Source organism: Legionella sp. D16C41 (assembly GCF_048541585.1).
GTDB lineage: Bacteria > Pseudomonadota > Gammaproteobacteria > Legionellales > Legionellaceae > Legionella_C.
The window spans coordinates 115,485-140,178 of the sequence record NZ_CP183303.1 but is presented as its reverse complement, the minus strand read 5'-3'; the positions used below and the strand labels follow the sequence as shown (position 1 = coordinate 140,178).

Below are 24,694 nucleotides of genomic sequence, written 5' to 3'. Positions count from 1 at the left end.
CAGTTAATTTTTAATTAAATCATAGCCTAGCATTTATTATTGAGCTGGTAACTTAAACCCTCTTCCACCTAAATGGGAATTTAAAGCTGGTAAATCCATATTCTCACCTGCCCAAAAAGTACCTGTTGAACTTGCTGGAAGTTTAACTTTTGACCACTTGCATACTGCTAATATTCCAGCACAAGGCACTTGCTGCTCATGTCCTGGCTTAGTTTCAATACAGCTTAGCTCAAAAGAAGATTGATTTACTGCTAGTGCTGACCAATTCTGAGACTCTAAACGACTACTCCAACCAGCACTAGCACTTGGCTCAGATACAGGGTGAGTAATCCATAAATCGCTGTTTGAATTATTATAAATTAAATAGAGGGTTGGCTGTTTAGCTTTTAGAACTACAGTTTCATCTTTGACAACCACGGGCGTACAACCAACAGGAAATGTAGCTTGACTATAAGCCAAATTATTTATAGCAAATAACAGCATTAGTGTATACCAAATTTTCATAAAGTTCTCCATCTAAGTCACTATTAAATAAGCTAAGTCAATAAATATCACTCTCTTATTTAATTATCGATTATGCTAATAGTTTAACTTATTACATTGTTTTATTAATACTACACTGTTTGATAATAAATTAGTAATTAATGCTGTAATAGCGGCTAAATTATTTACTATTATTACTAGATTTAGTTGTAAAATTTAAAATTAATTTAGCCTTTTCTATTCGTATAAGAATCAATTAAATTTAATTTTTATGATCTTAATAAGTTTATTTCATTTTCGCCGCTTACTAATCGGAAATATGTTACACTCACCTTTCAACCTTTTTATTGCCATGATTAATTATGAATTCTAATCTTTTAGTTGCCCAAATCATTCAATTACATCGTGAAAGCATTATTTTATGGAAAAGTAATGGTGTTGCCTATAACCATAAAGACTTTCTGGCTTTGGTTGAAGAAAATCATGGGTTTAACTATAAGCTTTGGCATGCTGAAGATAAAGCGCGCCGTGATGATATGGGCTATGAATTTGTTTATCATGCAAAGCGAGAAATTGATAAGTGCAATCAACAGCGTAATGATCGTATGGAAGCTATTGATGAGTGGCTCGTTACTTATTTAAAGCCATCTGAGGGAGACTTATGCCCTGTACACTCTGAAACACCGGGCATGATTATTGATAGACTCTCTATCCTTGCACTTAAAATTTATCATATGCAAGAACAAGCTAATCGAACCGATGTTAATGAAAATCATATTTTTCAATGCCAACAAAAACTTGCTACTTTAATCCAACAGCATCAGCAATTACATTATTGTTTAGAGCAATTACTTGAAGAAATAAAAAATCAAACACGAACTTTTAAAATTTACCGTCAATTAAAGATGTATAATGACCGTACTTTAAACCCCCAGCTTTATCAAAATGAAACTGCCTAATCATCTCATACTTAGCTTTTTAGCCAAATATAGCTTTTCGCTAGTAGAAGGTATTATTACGTCATGAAATAGACCTCTTGTATAACCTGTTTATTTTACATGAGTGCAAGGCGCAAGGGTTTTGAGGAGCGGAGTTTACAGGGCGTAAATGAGCACCGGAAAAACTCTTGCAACACAGCAATCGTGTAAAATAAACAGGTTATGCAAGAGGTCTAATGAAGTTATCCGGGCTTTAAAGTTGTAGTACCAGGTGCTACAAAACTTTCCTTTTTTGAAAATAAGGAAAAATGAGAAGTGCCTAAGCGAAATGTTTCCATTAACCCAGTTTTCTTTAATTTAGGCGCATCCAATTTAGTAGTATTAGGAATATCATTTTTTCTTAGTTCTACCGTTTCAATAGTTGTAGCGGCCCGCTGTTTATCCACATATCCCTTGTCTGTTGTTTGTGTTTTTTCTTTGTCCTTATTATTTTGATTAGCATGATTAAATAATTTAATAAAATAAGATGATTGAGTTTTTTGAGGAGATTGAGAATCCGTGAGAGTTGTTCTAGATTTATCCAATGTTTTTACATTGAACTGTTGAGAGGGTATCTGAGTTAAGTCGGAAGATTCAGGCGATTCTGTATTTTCTGGGATGTTTTCAGCTAATATTGATTTTTTATTTTCTTGTTGCGAGGGGTTTGACTCTTGTCTGTTAGGCAGCGAGCTGGCTTCTTTAATTTGTTGCGCTACCTGCGGGGGTGAAGGTGGCGACTTATCAGTTTTGGCAAAAGATGTCGGTGGCGGATGCAAGCTTGAATTAATTTTATCTTGTCTTTTAGTTTGATTAAAAGGTGGCCGACCAAAACTGCGAGCATGATTACGTAACGCTAAAGTAAAGGCATATAATGCTGAGGCTATAAATGAGATGCCCACCATAATAGGAGCATCGTGGTAATGTCCATCACTAGCTAATTCTTGTAGAGGATTAAGTACATAGCCTGTGGCCTTAGGTCCTTTTGTCAGGCCTGAAAAAAAGGTACGTATTGTTTCAAACCATTGCTGAAATATAAATTCAGGCGCACTTGGTACTTTTTTACCATCATTAATAACATCTTTTACTTCTTCTTTAAAATTACGCCGTTTTTCTGGCTGTATTGTTTCTCTAATAACATTAGTTGCAGACCTTTGCTGAATCTGCTTTAAATCTCTTAGCATCTCATTTAATTTCTCGTAAGGTTTATCGTTAATAACCTCATCTTTGGTTCTATGTTTATAATGTTGATACATAGAGTAAGCTACAAAACCTGCTAAAAAAATGATTCCTGCTGAAATACAGCTAATAATTAATGCAGGTGGGAAGGTTGCCGTAGTAAGAATAACAATAGTTGAGATAGCGAATATAACACAAGAAAGAGCGCTATAAGCAGCTAAACCATGTCGCATACCTTCTAAACACGCCTCAAGTGGTGATAAAGTTGCTAACGATTTAAGGTGATCACGTTTATTTTTAAAGTCTAGAAGAGTTAATTTTATATTAGCTGTTAATTTATCTTGTTCTTCTAACAGTGCTTTACTTTTGTTACCTAATGCTATTAGTTCAGATATTTCCTGCAAACGAGCAAAATTAGCTTGTAAACTAGAAGTATTTTCTTTAATGAACAGTGCTAAATCAATTTCTAATTGAGTAATTTTTAGTTTACGCTGATTATCGTATTCCTCATAAATACGTGTTGCGATACAAGCAATACAATAGAGAATACAAAGTGCTGTCAACCCTACTAATAAGGGCCAATTAAATGAGCATAAAGTTAAAATACCCATGTAATAATAAAGACTATCTACTGTGCCATTAAATGCCGTAGACGCGTAAGCCAAACGATGTCTATTTTTTACCTCATTAATTTGTGTATAGATTTGATTTCTTATACGCTTATAATCTTCAACTGTTAAATTTCCATTATCTTCAATAGATGCTAATAATATCGCGTTTGCCTTCATCATATTTTTACGTAAATTAACCATATGACGAAACCAAATACGATTACTTATTGATAAGACACTTAAAGTTAATCCAACTGGCAAAATTAAAAGATTTAGATGGGAGCCACTCAGCAAATTAGCAACTTGAATAGTACTACGTACACCCTTATAAATATTTTTTAATCCCTTTAAGGAATCACGAATATAAGGCCAAGTAATAGCAATATAACGCTTGAGAAGATTTTTATCACTGTCTTTAAAGTGATTGGCAAGCATTGAAAAGACAATTAAAGTAATTGATTCTGTTGCTGCAACTAAAATACCCGTAGGCGTTAACGTCCACTCATGCATAGCATCCGAGGAGGAGGTTTTACTGTTTGTAAATATAATATCAAAAAGATTTTTAAGGGTAAGGTAGGAAAGATTTAGGCCATCCAGTAGCCCATAGAAGATGTAGATTTTACCAGCTTCATGTAATTGCCTAGCTAGTAAGCGGCTTTGAACATCTAATCTACCCGCGATAGCATAGACAGCACTTTCATTGTCAGTTGAAGAGGCTATATCATTTGCCAGTTTGGTCTTGGACGCCATGGAATTACTACAACGACTAAGATGGGCGGCATTTTACTCAACTTAAGACTAAATGGCAATATAATTTTCATATTGATTTAAAAGCGAGCAAAATAGCTAGTCCATCAACAATATTATCACAATTACCTAAAAATAAAAGCCAATTTTTAAAATTAATTTGATGTTCTTTTGCGCATTAAAATCATTTTTATAACGAACTTATTGCTGATAACTAAATCATACTTTTAGAGACTTAAAAAAATAAACTAATAAATACTTATTAATTTAATTAAAACTTATTTTATTATCACTTTTCATCGATAAAAAATGGATGCAGTATTATTAATGAAGAAAGCAATTAACGCTTGCCAAAAAGTTAATAAATGCGTATAAAGAATCTATTGTGATATATAATTGAACATCTAATATTATGAGGATAACTATTTTATTAATGTTTTTGCGATACATTGCTAATTCTAACAGCCTTTTACTTTATCATGTGGCCGCTTAAATATTTACTTACCTCCAATTTATTTTTTAACCTGTATTTCTTACTAATTAAGGTTAAAAACTTTATAGATTAGCTTGAAATTTTGATGACTAGGAAGAGCTGTCATGCAACAGTATAAATTAACATTAGTTTATGGTTTCGCAATTTTTGTTATGTTTTTTGGTTCAGGTAATTTAGTATTTCCTCTACAAATTGGCCATATAAGCGGCCTACATTGGTTTTTAGGATTTACTGGACTATTGTTAACTGGAATTCTTTTACCTTTGCTTGGGCTATTTGTCATCAAACTTTATCATGGCAACTATTTAGGTTTTTTTAATGAGGCAGGGAAATTAGCTGGGACAGTTTTACCTTTCATTATTTTATCTCTACTTGGCTCATTTGGCGTAGTACCACGTTGTATTACAGTTGCTTATGGCAGTATAAACTACCTTTTTCCACAAATTCCTTTAATGGGGTTTAGCTTAGTTTTTTGTCTTATAACCTTTTTTCTATGTTTAAATGATAAAGTTATGGTTAAAGTACTTGGCAAATGGATGAGTCCCTTATTATTATCAACACTTATTATTTTAATTTTCGTTGCAGTTCTTAAAGCGCCTCATACACTTACTGAAACAGTAGCAAGTCAAGCGTTTACTAATGGCTTTTTAACAGGCTATCAGACTATGGATCTTTTTGCTGCTTTCTTCTTTTCTTCACTAATCTTTAAACAAATTCAAAGTGAATTTCCTCATTCTTCTAATCAAGAAATTATCCGTTTTGCTATTAAGCCTAGTATTTTAGGAGCTTCTTTATTAGGGCTTATTTATTTAGGCTTAGTTTATCTCGGCTCCCACTATGCGCCTTTACTCTATCAAGTTAGGCCTGAATTAATTTTACCTACCATTGCCGCACAAACTTTAGGTAGTCATGGTACGTTGTTTATGGCAATAACCATGTTTTTTTCTTGTTTAACTACAGCTATAGCTTTAAATAATCTATTTGCTCGCTATCTTGCCTCTATTTTTAAACCTGGGGAGCAAAAATTTCTTATTTGCTTAATTTTTACTACAAGCCTTGCCTTTATTATGTCTTTATTAGATTTTAAAGGTATTGCTGCCTTCTTAAATCCTATTTTACAACTTACCTATCCTGCACTAATCGTACTAACAATATTGTGTTTGTTTTTACGTAAAGGCCAACGTCTTAAAATGGTGATTTTTTATTTTATTACTGGCTTAATAGGCCTTACTACCTTTCATTTAGCCAATTAATAAAAAAGGAGCTAGTCATAAATTACTTATATGATTAAAATTCAATTGTAAATTTCAGTATTCGCTCAAGCCTTTTAATTTCCTCTTATTTAGGAGCGCTGGGCACGGCTGTACTAAGCTGATAAAATTTATAGACTTAATTGGAGGAAAGAAATGAAATTATTTACTGTACTCATTTTAGTTTGCACAATATTTTCAGGATATACAATGGCTGCAGAAAATAAAATTATTTATGGCTATGTTGAAAAAGCTATCCTTATAGATAAAAACCTTGTTGTATCAGCTAAACTTGATACTGGTGCAAAATCTGCTTCTCTAAGTGCAATTAATATTCAACAAATTGATAAAGATGGCAAAATTTATCTAAGCTTTCTTGTGCCTACTAAAGAAGGTGAGGTACCCTTTATAGCTGAATACTTAGGTGATGTAAAAATTAAAGTACGAGCTGGTGAGAATTTAAAATCTAAAACAGATCCCTTAAATAGACCTGTCGTGTTATTACGTATTCGTATCGGTGATATAGAGCGTACTATTCCAGTTAACTTAGCAAATCGCAAACGCTTTTTATATCCTCTGTTGTTAGGTCGAGAAGCTATTAAATCATTTTCAGGCTTAATAGATCCAAGCCTTACTTTTAATGTAAAACCAGTTATGTTGAATAATAATGAAGTCAAATAAACGCCATGTTTATGGTTTAATTTTAACCTTATTTTTTTTAGGTATAGGGTTGTTTCTTTATCGTCACTTAATTTTAGATGTGCCAATTACAGATACTGAAACCGTTAATAGCTGGATGGTTGAGGCAAATCTTCGCTTTACAGCGGAGCGAAATACGCCAGTTAAGGCCAATTTTATTATTCCGTATATGCCGCCTTATTTTGCTATTTTAGATGAATATTTTGTTTCACATAACTATGGTATTACTACAAATTTACAGGGCTACAATCGCCAAACTGTTTGGTCTTTACGTCGAGGCGCAGGGGATCAGTCGCTTTATTATCGAGCGATATTTCGTGAAACTGATACAAATGAAGCAACACTGCCTAAACCACCACCTATTAAAATACTGACCTTAGCAGAAAACCAAAAATCAGCAGTAGATAATATTACAAATTTAGTTCGTCAATCGTCAGCAGATATTCAAACTTTTGCCCAAGGAACTATTAAGGAGTTAAATAAGAAAGAAGGAAATGCTAAACTTCTGATTGGCAGTGATTTCTCTGATCTTAATATTCTGAACACAGCGATACTCATATTAAATCAAGCTAAAATTTATGCCATGCCAGTAAAAGGTGTCTATCTAAGTCAGCAAAATAAAGCTGAATTTAAGCTATTGATGGCAGTTTACAATGGTAAGGAATGGTGTTATATCAACCCTCGCACCGGTAGCGCTGGCTTACCTAAAAATTTTCTAGTCTGGCAATATGGCTCTGAACCGTTATATACGGTAGCAGGTGGTAAAAAAGTTAACTTCAATTTAACTATTTCTACAACGCCCATTAATGCCCTCACTATTGCTAAAGCCCGTGGTTTACAAACAGACTCAGAAATGTTGCGTTTTTCTTTATTACAATTGCCTGTTAATACTCAAGAAACTTATAAAATTTTACTTACCGTACCCATTGGGGCTTTTATTATTTTACTTCTACGTAATTTTGTCGGTCTAAAAACCTTCGGTACATTTATGCCTGTACTTATTGCTCTAGCTTTTCGAGAAACGCACGTCATTTGGGGCATAACTTTATTTGTACTTATAGTATCTTTAGGTTTACTAGCCCGTTTCTACCTTGATCAACTCCGTCTGCTTTTAGTGCCAAGACTTGCTGCCATCTTAACCATTGTAATTCTGCTTATGATCTTTATTAGTGTTTTGAGCCAAAACTTAGGGCTTGAATCAGGGCTTTCTGTCGCTTTATTTCCTATGGTTATTTTAACTATGACAATTGAGAGAATGTGTATAACATGGGATGAGCGTGGCCCAAGTGAGGCTATTAAATCTGGCATAGGAAGCCTATTAGCGGCAGTAATTGCTTTTGGAGTAATGAGTTATGCTCCTATGCAATATCTAATTTTTGCTTTTCCTGAATTATTATTAGTGCTGCTAGCATTAATTTTATTCTTTGGCCAATATCGTGGCTATCGGCTCTCTGAACTGTTTCGCTTTAAGGTATTAGCTGGAGCTTACTGATGTGGCAAATTTATCGCCGTCTAAAGCAGAAAGGTATTTTAAGTATTAATCAACGTAACGGTGATTATGTATTACGTTATAATCAACGCAAACGTTACCCACTAGTAGATGATAAATTACAAACTAAAAACCTTGCTTTAAAGGCAGGGATTGCAGTCCCTCGACTTTATCAGATCATTGAAACAGAGCATCAAGTCAATGAAATTGAGCAGACTCTTGCACCTTATAAAGATTTTGTAATCAAACCAGCACATGGTGCGGGCGGTGATGGAATTATCGTAATTACCGATCGCGTTTTTGGGCGATATAGACAAATAAACGGAAAACTAATTACCCAGCAAGAATTAAGTTATCATCTATCTTCGCTCTTATCTGGAGCTTACAGCTTAGGCGGACATGCTGATTATGCCATTATAGAACACCGGGTTAAAGTTGATCCTGTTTTTAAAGAGATAAGCTATGAAGGGGTTCCTGATATTCGTATCATTACCTTGCTAGGCTACCCAGCTATGGCTATGGTACGCTTACCAACACGCTTATCAGGTGGAAAAGCAAATCTACACCAAGGCGCAATTGGTGCCGGTATTAATCTAGCAACAGGGAAAACCTTAGGAGGTGTTTTTAATAATGACACCATTGACTATCATCCCGATACTTTAAATCCAATTGTAGATATTGAAGTTCCTTACTGGGATAAAATTCTTGAAATTGCTGCAAGTTGTTATGAACTTACTGGCTTAGGATACTTAGGTGTAGACATTGTTTTAGATAAAGATCATGGCCCCTTAATGCTTGAATTAAACGCAAGGCCAGGTCTAAATATCCAGATTGCTAATCGTGAAGGTGCAATAAAGCGATATCAGCTCATTGAGAAGCGAGCTAATATGATTAAAGAAACTACTCTAGAACGAGTCGATTTTAGTAAGCAACACTTTGCTCGTTGATTTAAGGTAAGAGAGCACATAACGGTCTGATGGAATCTCCTTTAGTCCTATTTTAAATTAATTTAAAATAGGACTAAGTTTACATTACCAAAAATTTACTGCTATTTGTAACCTAGCTTACTTTCGAACAATTAAATTGTTCTGTACTCCTTTTACACCCGGCACTTTAGTAGCTAATTCAAGAGCAGTATCGCTTTGACGAATTGTTTTAACATAGCCGTTTAACTCAACAATGCCGCTCATAGATTGTACGTCAATTGGTATTCCTGCAAGCTGATTATTATTAGCAAGGGTCGCTTTTACTGCCTCCGTAATAGCCGCATCTGACTGCATCATTAAAGGAACATTATTGCTAGAAAGTATATTGTTTTGGCACCCAAACAACAACATCATTAACGTTGCTATAACCGCTACCTTAAAGCAATTTTTCATGGGTTCTCCTTAGTTAATTCAACTGTCTGACCTTAGCATGATCTATCGTATTATAACAACTTCTCATTAGTTAATTGAATTAAATTACTGATGGATTATAATTATTTGCTTGTTTTATGTGTTAGAGTGAGGAAATAAGATGCTTATTTCGCAAGAACCTGCTGCTGAAAAGAAAACTCAATTCCGTATTAGAATAAGTAAAGCAGTTTATGACGAAATAACAGAATACTGCGAACATGCTGGTATCCGCTATAAAGACTTCTTTATTGAGCATGCTTGCCGCTATATTTTTACGCATGATAATGACTGGCAAGCATTTAAGGCAAATAAAGAAAGAGAATAATTATTCTCTAAAAACTACCTATCGTTGCATCAACATCTTAATAAATACTAATAAGGTTATATGTAACGGATAATAAATCCAAAACATATAGCGTAACCTAGGTATTCTAGTATTTATAAGGGTTGCTAATAAAATAATAGGTATTGTTAATAAGGCCCAGTTATTGTTATTAACTGGGTATAGCAATAAATAAGAAATGGCAATAAGAGTAATTGACGCTATTGAAGGCTTGCGTAAATATAACCAAAAAGAAACACTAAGAGCTACTCCTGCCCAACTATACTCTACCAGTAAACTCCCTAAAAAAAACACACAGAATGCAAGAAGCTGCCCGCCTTTCAGCGAGTAAATAAAAATAGTAGTTGCGGCTACCCAGAGCGTAAACATAATATTTAATGGAATGATATAAGCTAAATGCAACATCTGCATGTAAGCAGGTATAGCTAAGGCGCCAAAAAAAAGAAGTCGCTTACTCATTTTAAGATAAATTTCATCAGTAAGCTTAGGTGGCCTTGATAAATTATAAGCAAAAACAAATGCAAATAAAGGCATTGCTAGTCGGCCTACGCAATACGCAGGATAATAGTTAAAAAAGACTCGATTAGCATGATCAACGGTCATAAATAACAAGGCGAGCCACTTTAAAGCTTCAATAGTACCATCTTGTATTACAGGTCGCGGAAATTTAATCACGGTTATTTTTTTAAATAAAATTACATCATAACAGTAATTTTTTGTTATTTAATTAATTCTTCTTTAATAATCTGCAGATGCTGTATAATGATTTATAATTAAGCTTATATAATAATTAGTTTGTCAAGAAAGGTCGCTTGATAAAATAGCTAATGTTAATTTAACAGCTAATTAAGCAAAACTTAAACTTAACACCTTTTAAAGGGAATACGATGGAATTATCGAATAAAAAAGTAGGCATTCTAATTGAAAATGACTACCAAGAGTTAGAGTTTTGGTATCCTTATCTGCGTTTACAAGAAGAAGGCATAGAGCCGTTAATTATAGGAAAAGAAATAAGAAGTTATAAAAGTAAATTAGGTTATGAAGCAAAAGCGGATATTACTGCAGAAGAGGCAAGTAGTATGCATTTTGATGCTATTATTATTCCTGGCGGCTATGCGCCGGATAAGATGCGTACTCAATTAGCCATGCTACATATTATAAAGGATACTTATGAACGAGGCGGTATAGTTGCAGCGATTTGCCATGCTGGATGGGTTTTAGCCTCAGCTAAAATTTTAAATGGTAAGAAAGTAACTGGGATTAAATCGATTCAGGATGATTTAATAAATGCAGGCGCCCAATTTATTGATGAGCAAGTTGTCGTCGATGGGAATTTAATTACCTCCAGAACGCCGACAGATTTACCTTTTTTCTGCCAAGAAATTATTAAAAACTTACATTAATTATTCGCACTGTATAAAAATTAAAAAGTTAAAAAACTCTTCATTTCCAAACCAATTTCTTGTGGCTTATTCACAGATCTAGTAATTTAACTGGCGCACTAGATCCTGCAAACAAGTCAAGAGAAGTAGGCAGGGAGTGAAAAGGATAATTTTGTCCGATTTAAGACTATCAGAAAGCTCTGCAAATTAAGCTTTAAGCCTATTTAAATCTTAATTAAAAGCGCCTGAGAAATCATGTAATAATTTGCATGATTATCTATTGTTGTCTATCCTCAATAATAGCTCTACTATAGTTAATAGTTAATATTATCAACAAACTTATTTCTGCTAGATTAGCTCTACACTAATAAATAATCTTAATTTTTTTAATAATCAATATTTATAATTCTTAATTAAAATCTAAGTAAAAGCAGCAATCTAAAAGCAAAAATACTCAATTTTAATTGGAGAGAGTATGAATCTAAGAAGTAAATGGAAACTAATTGTCTTTTTTTCTTGCTTGACTGTTTTAGTTTTCATGAATTCTTCTTTGGCAGAAACCACTACAGAAGCCAAGCCGCTCACTAATGTAGATAATAAAGCTATGGCACCTTATGATCAGTCAATTCTAGAATCTATTAATACGACATTAGGGAAAGAGGCTAAGAGAATTAATATTAAAGTTGATAATGGGATTGTTTATTTATCTGGTAAATTAAATAATTTTGAAGAATACGAACGTATTGTTATGTTAATTGAATCAACATTGGGTGTAGTAGATGTTAATGCAACAGCGCTCCATGTGGAGGGTGATCCATTATTACTTAATAATGTTCTTCTACGAGCAAAGATTAAGGGAATGCTTTTACAATCTGGTAAATTAGGTAAAGAAGTTAGGACTTGGCCTTTACATATTGAAGTCCACGACGGCCTAGTTTCTTTATCAGGCAGAGTTGCTTCTCTACAGGAAAAACAATTTATAATAGATACTGTAAAATCATTAGAAGATGTTAAAGAAATAGTAGATAAAATAGAGGTTAATAAGTTACCAGCAAGTTAAAAAAGCCCGTCAAAACTTAAGCAAAGGAGACTAGCAATGACTATGCAGATAGTGAGCGCTGATGATGTTATTGGTGTTGACGTGAAAAATACAAATGGAGAAAGCTTAGGTACCATTGAAGCATTAATGCTTGATAAGCTACAAGGGCAAGTTACCTATGTTGTCTTAGCCTATGGTGGTTTTATTGGCATAGGTAAAAAATTATTCGCTCTACCGTGGAAATTATTCTCTTATGATCAACGAAATGAGTGTTTTATTATTCCAGTTGATAAACAAACCTTAGAGAAGTCTCCTGGTTTTGATAAAGATCATTGGCCAGATATGTCTAGCCAAGCTTGGAAGAAGACTATGACTGATTATTATGGTAGTTATTTGTCTAATCCACATCAACATTAATAGCTAATAATACCAAAGATAAACTTTAGTGGTTTTAATTTTTCTCAAACTAAAATAAATACAAGGAGCTAGTATGAATAAATTACTTTTAATCTTGGGGACGATGCTTGTCTTACCCCTGTCAGCCTATGCTGAATTACAACCACCCACAGCTAATCCGGCTCAAAACGATACCGTTAAACAAACTGAAGCTTTTAAAAATAATAATCAATCAGCAGAGACTGCACAAAAATCTAAAAATAAAGATGGAAAAGATGGAAAAGTTACAGATGCTAATACGGTAAGTGATGATTCTCCAGCTGGTCCTATTCTCCCACCAACTAATAATTTAAACGATTCGCCAGGACCATAATCTAATCTTGTACCTTTAAAGCCTCTACTGTAGCGACCAGATGACAGCTACAGTAGAACTAAAATACTTACAGATTTATATCCATAATGGGTAATAGCTATTTAGCGCACTTGAAATAATATTAATTATCCGCCAAAAACTTATTGTCTCCCAAAATTAGGGAATGGTATTAATGTTGGTATAAGATGAAAGAATTGCAAAATATAAATAAGTAACAAAATAAATACGAGGAAATTTAATAGCCCTTTTATCATTGGCGCCATTGGAATAAATGCATTGATCCCCCATAATATAACGCCCACAATAATAATTAGAATAATCAAATGTAGTAGAGTCATTGTTTAAGTCCTTTTCACTAATAGAATAAACACTCTAACTAACCTTTAATAAAAACTCAATTAAAAGTATAGCTTTAGCAGGAAAGTTTAATTAAGTGGGTAAATGAAATTATTATAGTGCTAAACTCACATTAAGAATTTATTGGCAAGGTTTATATAACGTTACCCACTTTTTAGATAAAGTATGAATAAGTAGGGTGAAAATATACATGAGAATACATGTTTTAAACCAGCAGACTTAGAGCACAATATAAAACTTGAGAAGTGGCGCTATAAGTTAAGAAGTGAGAGCAATATGAGAAAGTTTAATGTACTTGATCAGGTTATCCGAGAAATTGATGTAGCAATACGTACACTTTTACCTCCAACAAAACGAGTTAGCGATAGACCATCGCCGGCTAAAGATCTAGCCTCTAATGAAGTATTAACGGCTAACCAGAAAAAACATGTTGCTGGACTTATGCGCGTTAATCATGCCGGAGAAGTTTGTGCTCAAGCACTTTATCAAGGCCAAGCATTGACTGCACGCTTAACTGATGTGAGAGCACAAATGGTAAATGCTGCAGAAGAAGAAGTTGATCATTTAGCTTGGTGTGAACAACGCTTACATGAGCTAAATAGTCAACCTAGCTTATTTAATCCAATTTGGTATATTGGCTCTTTTACTATTGGTGCATTAGCAGGACTGGTTGGTGATAAGTTTAGTTTAGGCTTCTTAGCAGAAACTGAATTGCAAGTAAGTGCTCATCTACAAAAGCACCTAGAAAAACTACCATTAGAAGATAAAAAAACGCCGCTTATTCTTAAGCAAATGCAGGAAGATGAAGCACATCATGCAGAAGTTGCTAAGCAAGCTGGTGCTATTGAATTACCAGAAATTTTAAAATATTTAATGAATAAGACCTCTAAATTAATGACTAAAACGAGTTATTATATTTAATTATGATCACCTTTATTCTGATAATTATTGGCCTGATCCTCGTCGTACTTAATGCTTTTTTTGTAGCAGCAGAATTTGCTATGGTTAAGTTAAGACCAACGCGAGTAGCGGTTATTGCAACGCAGTATCCTTGGCGTGGTGTTATTTTAGCTAAAGTGCATAAACAATTAGATGCTTATTTGTCTGCTTGTCAGCTAGGTATTACTTTAGCCTCATTAGGTTTAGGGTGGGTCGGCGAACCTGCTCTTGCTGATTTAATTTCCCCTATTTTGAACACGCTTGGTTTAACTGCCCCAGGATTAATTGAATTTATTAGTTTTACTTTTGCTTTCACGTTTTTATCTTTTCTTCATATTGTTATTGGTGAATTATTACCTAAGTCCTGGGCCATAAGGCAAAGTGAGCAGATTGCTTTATGGACCGCAATACCACTATATAGCTTTCATTGGTTTATGTATCCTATTATCTGGTTACTTAATTCTTGTTCTAACTTCTTTTTAAAAAAATTACATCTTGATGAGGTACATCCTGGTGAAGTGTCTCATTCATCGGAAGAGTTAAAATTAATCTTACGCTCAAGTCAATTGCATGGCGAACTTACCTCACAAGAAAGTAGTATTTTAGCTCATACCTTAGAGCTTGCTGAGTTGCAAGCTATTGATGTAATGTGTTCAGTTCATGATATGGTCATGTTAAATAGTGAGATAACCAAAAAAGATTTACTCAATACCCTAAATCGTTATCGCTATAGCCGATATCCTGTTTATAATCAGCAGGAAAAAAAAATAATAGGTCTTTTACATGTGAAGGATTTACAACCCACTTTAAATGCTAAAAATGATGAGCTATTACATTTACAAAGCTTAACTAGGCCTATCCCTCAAATTTCTTATCGCTTACCTGCCTTAACCTTATTGCGTCAATTTCAAAGTGGGATGCCACATTTTGCTTTAGTATGTAATCGTCGAGGAGATGTTGCGGGTTTTGTTACGCTAGATAATTTATTACACTTAGTCATTGGTGTCATTAAAGATGAATTTCATAAAACAGGAGATGCATGGCTCAGACATCCTGATGGTAGTTTAACAGTTAAGGGGAATTGCCCCGTATTTGCTTTGGAAAGAGCATTACAAAAAGAATTAAACCTTAGTACTGAGCAAGAAGAAATTACGACTGTAGGTGGATTAATCTTGCATCAACTAGGCGCAGTACCCATAATTGGCCAGCAAGTGGAATTTTCAGATTTTATAGCGGTTATTGAAACAATGGACGGAGCTCGAATTATGCAAATTAAAATTTTTCCTAAGCATGAGACGCTAAATGACCTAGAAGGATAATCATGATTTCTGGAACTTTATTTATAATATTTGTAATTTTAGTTGCTTTTGTTTTTGATTTTATTAATGGGTTTCATGATGCCGCTAATTCGATTGCAACTATTGTCACTACTGAAGTTCTTACACCAAGGCAAGCGGTACTTTGGGCAGCTTTTTTTAATTTTATTGCTTTTTTAATCTTTAAGTTGACAGTTGCTAAAACTATTGGTGATGGACTTATTGATACAAGTATAGTTGAACCTTACTTAATTTTTGCAGCCTTAATTGGGGCAATTTTTTGGAATTTAGTAACTTGGTATTACGGCCTACCCTCAAGCTCTTCTCATGCATTAATAGGTGGGCTTGCAGGCGCTACTTTAGCTAAAGCTGGGATAAGCGCATTAAAACCATTAGGATTTGTTAAGGTATTTATTGGTATTCTTATCTCTCCACTTGCAGGTTTATTATTAGGTTTTTTTCTGACTACTGTCATTACAAATTTCACTGAACGTCAGAATCAACAATCTATACAAAGAACATTTAAAAGTTTTCAATTGATTTCAGCAGCTTTTTTAAGCTTGACTCATGGCGGTAATGACGCGCAAAAAACAATGGGGATCATTGCTATATTACTCTTTTCTTCATCGTGGCTCGGTGATACTTTTTATGTGCCTTTTTGGGTCGTCATTAGTTGTCATTTAGTTATTAGCTTGGGAACACTAGCCGGTGGCTGGCGTATCGTGCATACGATGGGTACTAAAATTACAGAATTAAATCCGCTACGCGGTTGTGTTGCTGAAACAGGTGCTGCTGCTATAATTTTTATAGCTACTGAATATGGTATTCCAGTGTCTACAACACATACAGTTACAGGTACTATTACCGGTACTGGTATCAGTCGCGGTTTAAAACAAGTCCATTTACCTATTCTTAGACGAATATTTTTTTCATGGTTATTTACTATTCCAGGTGCGGGCATTGTAGCTGGCGCAGTGATGTTACTTCATTAAACTTTACATTTTAATTTTAAATGTTTAATTAACCAAAAATAAGCTTAAAAACACTGGTAATAAATAAAACAGCTAAAACAATGGCTAGATAAGCTAATGCCAAACATATCCCATCATCGTTTGCTAACCCTAAACCAAACATAATAATAATTAACGCAAAAATCGAATTACTTAATGGAATAGGCAATAACACTAAAATACTTAATATTAAAACGGTTAGTGCATGCACTTTTTCCATAATTGATGAAGTCATAAAATCAAAACGTGGTTTTAGTAACTTTTCCATATATCCTAAATAAGGTAAAACCTTTTTTATTAGATGCCCTAATTTGTCTTTATTAATTTCTCGTTTAGCTAAAGCTTTTGGTAACCAAAGAGAATGCTTACCAATAATAATTTGGAGTGTAATAAAGATAATAGGTAAACAAAAGATAAAAGAAAAACCAGGTATAGCCGAGAGAGGCAAAGCACTAGGCAATGCAAAAAGAAAAATAATAAGCCCAAAACCTTGACTTCCTAACTCTTCTATAATGTCTTTAAAGGTTATTTTTTGCTCCTTTTTTGCTTTATCAGCTAACCCTTGCAAAGCTCGTGACATAGGATATTTTTTGTCTTTCTGGGCTTTAGTCAAATTAGCTCCTACTATTCGTGGTTAAACTCTGTATTTAATGTACTGTGGAAGCGGCTATAACTAAAATAAATAACTAGGCCAATAACCATCCATATCACAAAACGCAGCATGCTAACCCAGGGCAAATGGATGAGAAGATAAGCACAGCTTAATATACCTAAAGCCGGAATAAGAGGCATTAGTGGTGTTTTAAAGGGACGTGATAGCTCAGGACGCGTATAACGCAAAATAATTACGCCTGTGCAAACTGTCATGAAAGCAAATAAGGTTCCAATATTAACTAATTCAGCTAAATCACTCAATGGTATAAAACCTGCAAGCAACGCCATAATAATTCCGCAAATTAAAATAATTCTTATAGGTGTTTTAGTATAAGCTCCTGTTTGAGCAAAAAATCTTGGTAATAAACCATCTCTTGCCATAGCTAAGAAAACACGCGTCAGACCATAAAACATCACTAACATAACAGTAGTTAGACCAGCAATAGCACCAATACCAATTAACCCTGCAATAAATTTATAGCCAAGTAGTAACATAGCGTGACTAATAGGCGATGGCTGATTTAAAGAAGTATAAGGGACAATACCAGTTAATAAACCTGATACGATAATATATAAGACTGTACATATTGTAAGTGAGCCAATAATTCCTATTGGTAAATCGCGTTTAGGGTTAACGGCTTCTTCAGCAGCGGTTGAGACTGCGTCAAAACCAAGATAGGCAAAAAAGATTAATGATGCACCTTGCATTACGCCTGTCCAGCCAAAAGGCATAAAAGGTGTCCAGTTAGCTGGCTCAACATTCATGCTTGCTATTATGATAAATAATAAAATGACCGTTAATTTAGTTATTACCATTATATTATTAACACGTGAGCTAGTTTTTACCCCCCACATTAATAACCCTGTTAATAATAAAATAATACCGAAAGCTAATATATTTATTAAACCGCCATTAAGCGGACTCTTTAATAAATAAGTAGGTAAATTAATTTTTCCAGTTTTCAATAGATCATTAAAATATCCACTCCATCCTACAGACACCGCAGGAACCGAAATAGAGTACTCAAGTATAAGATCCCATCCAACAATCCAAGCAATTAATTCACCAAATCCAGCATAAGCATAGCCATAAGCGCTGCCACAGCCTCCTACTAAAGCAGCTAATTCAGCATAAGATAAGGCTGAAAAAGCACAAGCAAGACCAGCCATTACATAAGAAAATATAATCGCTGGCCCCGCCTGGGTTGCGGCAACTATACCAGTTAACACAAAAATACCAGCACCAATAATGGCGCCAACTCCTAGGAAAACTAAATCAAAAGCAGATAAACATTTCGCTAAAGGACCATGAGAGTCGCTTGGTTCAACAATTAATTTTTTACGAAACAAGTCCATGTTTTGCTCGCTTTCCTAACATAAGGTAGATTTAGAATAATAATATGCTAAAGTCACTTTAACACTAAATTTTAAAACTTGGAATTAAGTTGGTTTGCTTAATCTTATGAAAAAAATGATGACAGTGACGTTGATTTTTTATTTAACTTATGGACATGCTGAGCTTGCAGAGCATTGTATGAAGCAACCCTATTGGCTTAAATCTACTTGTCAGAGACTTTATCAAATCTGGGAAGAAGGTAATAATGAGCTCTATTTTTCAGGTTATGCTTGGCATAACCGTTATACCTATAGCCCAAAAAGAATAAAAACATATAACGAACAAGCCTGGGGCGGCGGCTTAGGTAAAGGACTCTATGATGAAAAAGGTAATTGGCATGGGTTATCTATCATAGCCTTTCTAGATTCACATAAGAATATTGAACCAGCTCTCGGTTATGCTTACTTAAAATTAATTCCTGTAAATAACGAGACACAATTTGGGCTTGGTTATTCAATTCTAATTACAGCACGCCCAGATATCTTTCATAATATTCCTTTCCCTGGCATATTGCCTTGGGCTTCTGTTTCTTATCGCCGCTTAACACTGTTAGCCACTTATATACCAGGTGCACAAGGTGCAGGTAACGTACTTTATATTATAGGAAAATGGACTTTGGATAGCGTTTAATACGCCTGCGGTTAATTATTAAAAACTTTAAATCCACTTCTGCCTGCCTTCTTAGCTTGATAGAGCGCGTCATCAGCATTAGCTATTAGCTCATGTGCTGAAATGTCTTCACCTTGATAAAAAGCAATACCAATACTGGTTGAAATAGATAAAATTAAATCATTAAATTTAAAGGGATTACTAATTATTTTAATAATCTTAGAAGCTATAAATGTAGCATCTTGCTGAGAGGTCATTTTCTCTATCAAAATAATAAACTCATCCCCTCCTAAACGAGCAAATACATCATCTTGCCTTATACTACGTTTAACACGCGCACAAAAAGCTTTTAATAATTCATCACCTATAGCATGACCATAGGTATCATTAATAGATTTAAAATGATCAATATCTAAATACATCAGTGCTAATAAATAGTGCTGATTTTTAGCGTAAGATAATGCCATTTTAAGGATCTCATTAAAGGATTTTCTATTAGTAAGTTGAGTTAAATTATCGTGATTTGCTAAATAATATAATTTCTTTTGTAATTTTCTTAATTCGTTTAAAGCCTCAGTACGTTCTTTTAAAATTTGTTGATTAGCCTCATATAAAATTTGATGTGCCAAGCCTGAAGCAATAAAACCCGCCATTACTTGTAGAGTTTGAATATTATTAGCAGAAAAAGCGTAAGGCTTATTAGACAGAATTTTTAAAACACCAATAGGTTTACTTTCATAAACTAAAGGAGCAACCACTAAAGAACGTGCTTGAACCTTTCTGCAAGCTTCAATGTCAACACGCTCATCTTGTTCTGTATCTTCTGAAGAAAGTACTTTATTTTTTTTAATACATAATCCTGAAATACTATTGTGTATACTAAGTCGTAAATTTAAGTGGCCAGCAATAGACCCTGTCGCGGCCCGATACACCATTTCATCACCTTCTACTAATTCAACTACCACACCCGTTGCACCCGTAAGCTGTTGTACTTGTTCGACAACAAGCAGCATAAATGCATTTAGATTAAAGTCTGCCTGTCCTAGCAAAGATTGAATCTTAATAATTTGCTTTAAATAAGCAGATTCTTGCTGTAAATTATTTTTCTCACAAGTTGAATTTGTTTTTACCAATTATTAATCCTCAAGTAATTAGCACTTTAAATCATTTTTATTTAATGTAGCCAGTTCTATAGATTAATTATAAATTCGTAACGTAGATAAGGCTTTTCATTATGCCCTATATTTGCACAATAATTTTTTTCGTTACAATAAATATTGTTTTAAATAAATAATAGCATTAAACAAGCATAGCAGTTTTGAATGTTATCATTGATAACTAAGCAACAATAATCATACGAATGATTAAGTATTAAGAGGAAATGAAATGAGAATATTAATTGGTATTTTTTTACTTTTAGCAAATACCTTTGTCCTAGCACTTGATAGTAGTTTTTTATTCTTACAGCATGCTAATAAAGGTGAGCTTATTAAAAATAAAGATAGTAGTTATAGTTTAACTCTTCGCGAGGTACCTGCCTATGTTAGTTATTTTACTGATAAACCAAAAAGAAAGGCTGGTATTTTACCTCTAGTTCAATTTATAACCTTATTAGCAGATAAAGATTTGAAGAATCATTTTTCTGCTATCTCGCCAAATGCAGCTATAGCTATGATTGCTAATTCAGGCCAACAACAAAATTTTACGGCTTTGTTATCTAAACCTCATTACATAGAAAATGGTACTATTATTTACCAATTGAAAATGGTGAGTAAAAACCCCATACTTACTGGTAATATGAAGCACATTAATATGTTTATTAATGATGTTCACTGGGATCCTACTAGAATTATAAGCTAGATAACCATTAAATATTTATTTTCAAAATAATGAACTACCGCCATTAAAGAGCGGTAGTACGTTTTCTTAACTTCATACCAGAAATTAATCACTTTATCGGCCAAAAGAATGGCCATGTGAATGATAATGATCCTGAGAAGGATGGTGATGGTCATGATGTCTATTATTTCTAAAAGGCGAATTATAATGTCCTGGTGGCGGCGGAGGAACTAAATAAGTTTGAGATGGATTATAAACTGGTGTTATTACTTGTTGTGGCTGTATTGACTGGTGGTGATGATGATTAGGATGATTATTCGCCTGTGTAACTATTACAGTAGATCTTGGTATAGCGCCTAAACCAGTTAACATCATAGCATAGGCTGATTGTTGTGGATTTGGTCCGCTCATATTTTTAGTCCTCCAATGTCTAAAGAAGAAGACTATATCGTTAATTTTACAATTGTGCAATATACTTAACAAAATTGAAATAAAACATTTTTAAATTTCCAAATTAATATTAAATAGCGGAAAAACTACTTTCGCTAAGCTAAGCTTAATTATTATTAAATATTTTAGAAATAACCTTTAATTTATTAGTTTTACTATAAGGTAAGATTAACTTATAAACAGTTAATCCTTATTACCACCTAGCGCTTAATATTGTTATTTTTTAAAGCAGTTAAACTTACAGGAAGTTTTTATGCAAGACTTTAAAAACAGCTTACTATTAAGATTGACCATTGTTAGTCGTCATATTTCACAATCGACAGTCGCTTGTTTAATTGCGATGACTAAAGGTGATTTAAGTACATTGACTTTAAATCATTGGAAGGTTGCTTTGTTAACCGGGTTAGGCGCTGGTTTAATTAGCTTAATTGCCTCTTATGGCAATTTAGTAAAATTTCAAACTTCACGATTTGGACTAGCAATTACGGCCTTTATAGGAACAACGATTGCAGATTATGCAAGTCATGCTCCAGGTTGGACAGAGTCGTTGCTTACAGGTCTTGGCGCAGCGATACTATCTTTACTTTTATCTTTTACCCCACTTGATAGTTTATTAGCAAAACTAGATAAGGAATAAAAAGCTATAATTGCTGACCATATAAAATATGTACTTTAATGTTTAAGCAAAAAGCAGTGATGAATACGTTTATTACGTTTAAAATCTGCATCGATTGTCTCTGGAGTAATATTTCTTACCTGATATTTTTCAGAAATAGCAGGTAATAACTTAAAGTGACGAAAATTGGTGGAAAAATATAAACTACCTTCAGGCGCGAGCAAACGCATTGCATTATCAATTAGAATTTCCTGATCTCTTTGAATATCTAACGTAGAAGTCATTCGTTTTGAATTTGAAAAACTAGGTGGATCAAGGAAAATAACATCAAACTTATCGCGGGCAATTTTTAACCAATTTATGCAATCTGCTTGGATAAAACGATGGCGAGTAGCAGCTAAATTATTAAGTTTAAAGTTATCCTCTGCCCAGTTTAAATAGGTTTTTGAAAGATCAACATTGGTTGTTAACGCTCCTGCCAATGCAGCATGTACGCTTGCACTACCTGTGTAACAAAAGCAATTTAAAAAGCGCGTCCCTGCTGGCAATTTCGCAAATTTCAAGCGCAGTAGGCGGTGATCTAAGAACAAGCCGGTATCTAGATAATCATAAAGATTAACCTTAAATTTTGCTTGACCTTCATTAACAATAAGTGTGCGCTTAGTTTGATTTATTTTTTGATATTGATTTATTCCTTTTTGTTGCTTTCGTTGCTTAACTACTAACTTATCAGCTGAGATATCTAAAGCTTTAGGGACAATCTGCATGACTTCTAAGCTTCTCTTTTCAGCTTTATGGGGTGCAATCGTTGCAGGAGCGGCATACTCTTGTAACACAGCATAATCATTGTATAAATCAATAGCATAAGCATACTCTGGAATATCAGCATCATAGATACGATAACAACTAACCTGCTCACGCTTAGCCCATTTTTTTAAATGTTGATAATTCTTTTGTAAGCGATTAAGTAGCATCTGCGCACCACCTGAAAGTGATGCAGAGCTTGCATTATTTTTTAAACGATTTTCTGCATTTAGTGATAAACAATATAATTTACATTCTAAGGGCCCATTAAAAAAAGTATATTGCTTTGCTGCACGCAACCCTACGGCCTTTGCTAACATGGGGTTTGAAGTTAGAAAAGCCATTTGCCAACCTTGAAACGATGTATGCGCTGCTGTGCCTATTTGTTGATATAAAGGGATAAGCTGAGTAGCATCTGCTAAACGCTCACCATATGGCGGGTTACAAATTAATAATCCGTGTGGGCTCTCTGCGTGACAGTCTTTAAGAGCTCGCTGGGCGAATGAGACTAAAGGTAATACGCCGGCTCGTTCAGCATTTGCTTTTGCATGCGCAATTAACTTCTGATTAGTATCCGTGCCAATTAATTTAATTTTGGCAGGCTTAACTTGAGTAAGCGCATGAGCACGTAATTTTTCCCAAAGCGTTGGTTGATGTTTAACCCAGTGAATTAACGATTGGTCCTGACGCAATAAGCCTGGTGCAATATGGCCTGCTATCATCGCAGCTTCAATCACTAAGGTTCCTGAACCACAGAACGGGTCATGAAACGCATAGCCTTTTTCTGCTAACTGTGGCCAATTTGCACGTATTAACAGAGCCGCAGCTAAGGTTTCTTTTAAAGGTGCTTCGCCTGCTTGCAGGCGATAACCGCGTTGATGCAAACTATAACCTGTTAAGTCAAAACTTACTGTTAACGTATCATTCTTTAAATAAGCATGTAGACGAATTTGCGGTTTATCTTTATCTACTGTCGGCCTCTGCCCTCTTAGGTTACGAAAGTGATCAACGATGGCGTCTTTGATAACTTGTGCCCCATACATAGAATTACGAATATGCTTTGAGGTACCATGAAACTCAATAGCTAGCGTTTTGTCTGCTGTAAATACCGTTTGCCAATGAAATTGGTGACAAAGCTTATACAAACTTTGTTCCTCAAAAACCTGACCGCTAAATAAAATCAGCTGTACTCGATTAGCAAGGCGAGACCATAAACATAGTTGGTAAATAGTTGCTTCATTTGCCTCACCATAAACACCTTGGGGGCTAACATGAGTAATTTGCAACCCTATCGTTTTTAATTCTATTTCAAGTAAATACTCAAGCCCTTTCGCGCAACTGACAAATAGAGAATAATTCATTATAAATACGACCTTAACAAACGAAACAACGCTTTACTTGCACCTCTATCCTTACCACTCACTTTCTCATCAACAGCTTTTTTAATCTGCTGACGTAATTGTTGCGCATCAGCATGCGGATACAAATTAATAAACGCTGTAAGGGCAGGCTTACCTTCAGCAATTAAACGATCTCGCCATTGCTCTAATTCATGAAATACCGCTGTTTGAGCATTTTCTTGTGCTTTCAACTCAGCAAAAGCAGCAATAATTGCTTCACTATCTACTAAACGCATTATTTTACCAATAAGCTGCATTTGTCGCTTTAAAGCACCATGGCTTTTAATTGATTTAGCAGCGATTATCGCTTGTTGTAAGTTATCTGGCAACGAAAGTAAAGTTAATTTAGCTACGGATAAAGTTACTAGCTCTTCACCAATCTTCTGTAGCGCATGCGCTTCTCTTTTTCGTTGCGATTTACTAATAAACTCATCTTCCATCAATAAACC

Annotated in this window: 27 protein-coding genes; 16 read left to right on the top strand and 11 right to left on the bottom strand. The window is 34.3% G+C overall.

All coding sequences use genetic code 11. The features are described 5' to 3' along the window. Positions 1 to 36 precede the first annotated feature (36 nt). Positions 37 to 504: a hypothetical protein gene (locus ACNVED_RS00660; RefSeq protein ID WP_419419849.1), complete on the bottom strand. Its 468-nt coding sequence runs from the start codon at positions 502 to 504 to the stop codon at positions 37 to 39. A gap of 341 nt (positions 505 to 845) precedes the next feature. On the opposite strand from ACNVED_RS00660, the gene ACNVED_RS00655 reads away from it, so the two are divergent. Beyond that, entirely contained in the window at positions 846 to 1,442 is a 597-nt protein-coding gene (locus ACNVED_RS00655; protein ID WP_419419848.1) for a DUF4254 domain-containing protein, read from the top strand. A gap of 221 nt (positions 1,443 to 1,663) precedes the next feature. Here the strand turns inward: ACNVED_RS00655 and ACNVED_RS00650 are convergent, their stop codons facing one another. Further along, entirely contained in the window at positions 1,664 to 3,997 is a 2,334-nt protein-coding gene (locus tag ACNVED_RS00650) for a hypothetical protein (protein ID WP_419419847.1), read from the bottom strand. A gap of 594 nt (positions 3,998 to 4,591) precedes the next feature. Between ACNVED_RS00650 and ACNVED_RS00645 the strand changes: the two genes are divergently transcribed. The 4 genes from ACNVED_RS00645 to ACNVED_RS00630 all read left to right on the top strand — a co-directional run bounded on the left by ACNVED_RS00645 (position 4,592) and on the right by ACNVED_RS00630 (position 8,872). Beyond that, positions 4,592 to 5,740, top strand: coding sequence for a branched-chain amino acid transport system II carrier protein (locus tag ACNVED_RS00645; protein WP_419419846.1), 1,149 nt, complete (start codon positions 4,592 to 4,594; stop codon positions 5,738 to 5,740). A 153-nt stretch (positions 5,741 to 5,893) separates the two neighbouring features. Further along, positions 5,894 to 6,418 carry an ATP-dependent zinc protease gene (locus ACNVED_RS00640; RefSeq protein WP_419419845.1) on the top strand — a complete coding sequence of 175 codons (525 nt, stop codon included), beginning with the start codon at positions 5,894 to 5,896 and terminating at the stop codon, positions 6,416 to 6,418. Beyond that, positions 6,405 to 7,928 (top strand): inactive transglutaminase family protein, encoded by a 1,524-nt coding sequence (locus ACNVED_RS00635; protein ID WP_419419844.1) that lies wholly within the window; start codon positions 6,405 to 6,407, stop codon positions 7,926 to 7,928. The genes ACNVED_RS00640 and ACNVED_RS00635 overlap by 14 nt, the downstream gene beginning before the upstream one ends. After that, complete coding sequence (locus ACNVED_RS00630) at positions 7,928 to 8,872, top strand: alpha-L-glutamate ligase-like protein (protein WP_419419843.1); 945 nt, start codon at positions 7,928 to 7,930, stop codon at positions 8,870 to 8,872. The genes ACNVED_RS00635 and ACNVED_RS00630 overlap by 1 nt, the downstream gene beginning before the upstream one ends. Positions 8,873 to 8,989: 117 nt before the next feature. Here the strand turns inward: ACNVED_RS00630 and ACNVED_RS00625 are convergent, their stop codons facing one another. Further along, positions 8,990 to 9,304, bottom strand: a complete 315-nt coding sequence (locus tag ACNVED_RS00625; protein WP_419419842.1) for a BON domain-containing protein — start codon at positions 9,302 to 9,304, stop codon at positions 8,990 to 8,992. Between the two features lie 139 nt (positions 9,305 to 9,443). Here ACNVED_RS00625 and ACNVED_RS00620 point away from each other — a divergent pair, with 139 nt between their 5' ends. Next, a complete protein-coding gene (locus ACNVED_RS00620) occupies positions 9,444 to 9,647 on the top strand; it encodes a hypothetical protein (protein WP_419419841.1) in 204 nt (67 codons plus the stop codon). An 18-nt stretch (positions 9,648 to 9,665) separates the two neighbouring features. On the opposite strand, the gene ACNVED_RS00615 is transcribed toward ACNVED_RS00620, so the two are convergent. After that, positions 9,666 to 10,340 carry a TraX family protein gene (locus ACNVED_RS00615; RefSeq protein WP_419419840.1) on the bottom strand — a complete coding sequence of 225 codons (675 nt, stop codon included), beginning with the start codon at positions 10,338 to 10,340 and terminating at the stop codon, positions 9,666 to 9,668. Positions 10,341 to 10,552: 212 nt separating this feature from the next. On the opposite strand from ACNVED_RS00615, the gene ACNVED_RS00610 reads away from it, so the two are divergent. The 4 genes from ACNVED_RS00610 to ACNVED_RS00595 all read left to right on the top strand — a co-directional run bounded on the left by ACNVED_RS00610 (position 10,553) and on the right by ACNVED_RS00595 (position 12,855). Further along, positions 10,553 to 11,068 carry a type 1 glutamine amidotransferase domain-containing protein gene (locus ACNVED_RS00610; protein WP_419419839.1) on the top strand — a complete coding sequence of 172 codons (516 nt, stop codon included), beginning with the start codon at positions 10,553 to 10,555 and terminating at the stop codon, positions 11,066 to 11,068. Positions 11,069 to 11,522: 454 nt separating this feature from the next. Further along, entirely contained in the window at positions 11,523 to 12,107 is a 585-nt protein-coding gene (locus tag ACNVED_RS00605; RefSeq protein WP_419419838.1) for a BON domain-containing protein, read from the top strand. Between the two features lie 36 nt (positions 12,108 to 12,143). Next, positions 12,144 to 12,503, top strand: coding sequence for a PRC-barrel domain-containing protein (locus tag ACNVED_RS00600; RefSeq protein ID WP_419419837.1), 360 nt, complete (start codon positions 12,144 to 12,146; stop codon positions 12,501 to 12,503). Between the two features lie 73 nt (positions 12,504 to 12,576). Next, on the top strand, positions 12,577 to 12,855 hold the full coding sequence (locus tag ACNVED_RS00595) for a hypothetical protein (RefSeq protein ID WP_419419836.1): 279 nt from the start codon (positions 12,577 to 12,579) through the stop codon (positions 12,853 to 12,855). Between the two features lie 140 nt (positions 12,856 to 12,995). On the opposite strand, the gene ACNVED_RS00590 is transcribed toward ACNVED_RS00595, so the two are convergent. Next, positions 12,996 to 13,193, bottom strand: coding sequence for a Thivi_2564 family membrane protein (locus ACNVED_RS00590; protein WP_419419835.1), 198 nt, complete (start codon positions 13,191 to 13,193; stop codon positions 12,996 to 12,998). Between the two features lie 295 nt (positions 13,194 to 13,488). Here ACNVED_RS00590 and coq7 point away from each other — a divergent pair, with 295 nt between their 5' ends. The 3 genes from coq7 to ACNVED_RS00575 are packed head-to-tail and all read left to right on the top strand — an operon-like array spanning position 13,489 to position 16,459. After that, positions 13,489 to 14,133, top strand: coding sequence for a 2-polyprenyl-3-methyl-6-methoxy-1,4-benzoquinone monooxygenase (coq7, locus tag ACNVED_RS00585; RefSeq protein ID WP_419419834.1), 645 nt, complete (start codon positions 13,489 to 13,491; stop codon positions 14,131 to 14,133). A gap of 2 nt (positions 14,134 to 14,135) precedes the next feature. Then, positions 14,136 to 15,470 (top strand): hemolysin family protein, encoded by a 1,335-nt coding sequence (locus tag ACNVED_RS00580; protein WP_419419833.1) that lies wholly within the window; start codon positions 14,136 to 14,138, stop codon positions 15,468 to 15,470. A gap of 2 nt (positions 15,471 to 15,472) precedes the next feature. After that, a complete protein-coding gene (locus ACNVED_RS00575) occupies positions 15,473 to 16,459 on the top strand; it encodes an anion permease (protein ID WP_419419832.1) in 987 nt (328 codons plus the stop codon). Positions 16,460 to 16,487: 28 nt separating this feature from the next. Here ACNVED_RS00575 and ACNVED_RS00570 read toward each other — a convergent pair whose 3' ends face one another. Together ACNVED_RS00570 and ACNVED_RS00565 are read right to left on the bottom strand one after the other, a co-directional pair. Next, complete coding sequence (locus ACNVED_RS00570) at positions 16,488 to 17,090, bottom strand: exopolysaccharide biosynthesis protein (RefSeq protein WP_419419831.1); 603 nt, start codon at positions 17,088 to 17,090, stop codon at positions 16,488 to 16,490. Between the two features lie 11 nt (positions 17,091 to 17,101). Then, the gene (locus tag ACNVED_RS00565) at positions 17,102 to 18,487 is read right to left on the bottom strand and encodes an amino acid permease (RefSeq protein ID WP_419419830.1); all 1,386 of its coding nucleotides are present in this window, start codon (positions 18,485 to 18,487) and stop codon (positions 17,102 to 17,104) included. A 115-nt stretch (positions 18,488 to 18,602) separates the two neighbouring features. Here ACNVED_RS00565 and pagP point away from each other — a divergent pair, with 115 nt between their 5' ends. Next, positions 18,603 to 19,157 (top strand): lipid IV(A) palmitoyltransferase PagP, encoded by a 555-nt coding sequence (pagP, locus tag ACNVED_RS00560; protein WP_419421123.1) that lies wholly within the window; start codon positions 18,603 to 18,605, stop codon positions 19,155 to 19,157. 11 nt (positions 19,158 to 19,168) lie between these two features. On the opposite strand, the gene ACNVED_RS00555 is transcribed toward pagP, so the two are convergent. After that, positions 19,169 to 20,269 (bottom strand): diguanylate cyclase domain-containing protein, encoded by a 1,101-nt coding sequence (locus ACNVED_RS00555; RefSeq protein WP_419419829.1) that lies wholly within the window; start codon positions 20,267 to 20,269, stop codon positions 19,169 to 19,171. 253 nt (positions 20,270 to 20,522) lie between these two features. Here ACNVED_RS00555 and ACNVED_RS00550 point away from each other — a divergent pair, with 253 nt between their 5' ends. After that, positions 20,523 to 20,996 carry a hypothetical protein gene (locus ACNVED_RS00550; RefSeq protein ID WP_419419828.1) on the top strand — a complete coding sequence of 158 codons (474 nt, stop codon included), beginning with the start codon at positions 20,523 to 20,525 and terminating at the stop codon, positions 20,994 to 20,996. Positions 20,997 to 21,089: 93 nt separating this feature from the next. On the opposite strand, the gene ACNVED_RS00545 is transcribed toward ACNVED_RS00550, so the two are convergent. Beyond that, positions 21,090 to 21,386 carry a hypothetical protein gene (locus ACNVED_RS00545; protein ID WP_419419827.1) on the bottom strand — a complete coding sequence of 99 codons (297 nt, stop codon included), beginning with the start codon at positions 21,384 to 21,386 and terminating at the stop codon, positions 21,090 to 21,092. Between the two features lie 292 nt (positions 21,387 to 21,678). Between ACNVED_RS00545 and ACNVED_RS00540 the strand changes: the two genes are divergently transcribed. Next, positions 21,679 to 22,062: a hypothetical protein gene (locus tag ACNVED_RS00540; protein ID WP_419419826.1), complete on the top strand. Its 384-nt coding sequence runs from the start codon at positions 21,679 to 21,681 to the stop codon at positions 22,060 to 22,062. A gap of 35 nt (positions 22,063 to 22,097) precedes the next feature. On the opposite strand, the gene rlmKL is transcribed toward ACNVED_RS00540, so the two are convergent. Both rlmKL and yjgA read right to left on the bottom strand, forming a co-directional pair. After that, positions 22,098 to 24,206 (bottom strand): bifunctional 23S rRNA (guanine(2069)-N(7))-methyltransferase RlmK/23S rRNA (guanine(2445)-N(2))-methyltransferase RlmL, encoded by a 2,109-nt coding sequence (gene rlmKL / locus ACNVED_RS00535; RefSeq protein WP_419419825.1) that lies wholly within the window; start codon positions 24,204 to 24,206, stop codon positions 22,098 to 22,100. Then, positions 24,206 to 24,685 (bottom strand): ribosome biogenesis factor YjgA, encoded by a 480-nt coding sequence (gene yjgA / locus ACNVED_RS00530; RefSeq protein ID WP_419419824.1) that lies wholly within the window; start codon positions 24,683 to 24,685, stop codon positions 24,206 to 24,208. The genes rlmKL and yjgA overlap by 1 nt, the downstream gene beginning before the upstream one ends. Positions 24,686 to 24,694 lie beyond the last annotated feature (9 nt).

Coding starts and splice junctions, on each gene's coding strand:
- rlmKL (WP_419419825.1), bottom strand. CDS start 24,206: ATGAATTATTCTCTATTTGTCAGTTGCGCGAAAGGGCTTGAGTATTTA.
- ACNVED_RS00660 (WP_419419849.1), bottom strand. CDS start 504: ATGAAAATTTGGTATACACTAATGCTGTTATTTGCTATAAATAATTTG.
- ACNVED_RS00625 (WP_419419842.1), bottom strand. CDS start 9,304: ATGAAAAATTGCTTTAAGGTAGCGGTTATAGCAACGTTAATGATGTTG.
- ACNVED_RS00635 (WP_419419844.1), top strand. CDS start 6,405: ATGAAGTCAAATAAACGCCATGTTTATGGTTTAATTTTAACCTTATTT.
- ACNVED_RS00650 (WP_419419847.1), bottom strand. CDS start 3,997: ATGGCGTCCAAGACCAAACTGGCAAATGATATAGCCTCTTCAACTGAC.
- ACNVED_RS00545 (WP_419419827.1), bottom strand. CDS start 21,386: ATGAGCGGACCAAATCCACAACAATCAGCCTATGCTATGATGTTAACT.
- ACNVED_RS00640 (WP_419419845.1), top strand. CDS start 5,894: ATGAAATTATTTACTGTACTCATTTTAGTTTGCACAATATTTTCAGGA.
- yjgA (WP_419419824.1), bottom strand. CDS start 24,685: ATGGAAGATGAGTTTATTAGTAAATCGCAACGAAAAAGAGAAGCGCAT.
- ACNVED_RS00580 (WP_419419833.1), top strand. CDS start 14,136: ATGATCACCTTTATTCTGATAATTATTGGCCTGATCCTCGTCGTACTT.
- ACNVED_RS00600 (WP_419419837.1), top strand. CDS start 12,144: ATGACTATGCAGATAGTGAGCGCTGATGATGTTATTGGTGTTGACGTG.
- coq7 (WP_419419834.1), top strand. CDS start 13,489: ATGAGAAAGTTTAATGTACTTGATCAGGTTATCCGAGAAATTGATGTA.
- ACNVED_RS00655 (WP_419419848.1), top strand. CDS start 846: ATGAATTCTAATCTTTTAGTTGCCCAAATCATTCAATTACATCGTGAA.
- ACNVED_RS00620 (WP_419419841.1), top strand. CDS start 9,444: ATGCTTATTTCGCAAGAACCTGCTGCTGAAAAGAAAACTCAATTCCGT.
- ACNVED_RS00565 (WP_419419830.1), bottom strand. CDS start 18,487: ATGGACTTGTTTCGTAAAAAATTAATTGTTGAACCAAGCGACTCTCAT.
- ACNVED_RS00595 (WP_419419836.1), top strand. CDS start 12,577: ATGAATAAATTACTTTTAATCTTGGGGACGATGCTTGTCTTACCCCTG.
- ACNVED_RS00645 (WP_419419846.1), top strand. CDS start 4,592: ATGCAACAGTATAAATTAACATTAGTTTATGGTTTCGCAATTTTTGTT.
- pagP (WP_419421123.1), top strand. CDS start 18,603: ATGATGACAGTGACGTTGATTTTTTATTTAACTTATGGACATGCTGAG.
- ACNVED_RS00540 (WP_419419826.1), top strand. CDS start 21,679: ATGCAAGACTTTAAAAACAGCTTACTATTAAGATTGACCATTGTTAGT.
- ACNVED_RS00590 (WP_419419835.1), bottom strand. CDS start 13,193: ATGACTCTACTACATTTGATTATTCTAATTATTATTGTGGGCGTTATA.
- ACNVED_RS00605 (WP_419419838.1), top strand. CDS start 11,523: ATGAATCTAAGAAGTAAATGGAAACTAATTGTCTTTTTTTCTTGCTTG.
- ACNVED_RS00630 (WP_419419843.1), top strand. CDS start 7,928: ATGTGGCAAATTTATCGCCGTCTAAAGCAGAAAGGTATTTTAAGTATT.
- ACNVED_RS00575 (WP_419419832.1), top strand. CDS start 15,473: ATGATTTCTGGAACTTTATTTATAATATTTGTAATTTTAGTTGCTTTT.
- ACNVED_RS00550 (WP_419419828.1), top strand. CDS start 20,523: ATGAGAATATTAATTGGTATTTTTTTACTTTTAGCAAATACCTTTGTC.
- ACNVED_RS00610 (WP_419419839.1), top strand. CDS start 10,553: ATGGAATTATCGAATAAAAAAGTAGGCATTCTAATTGAAAATGACTAC.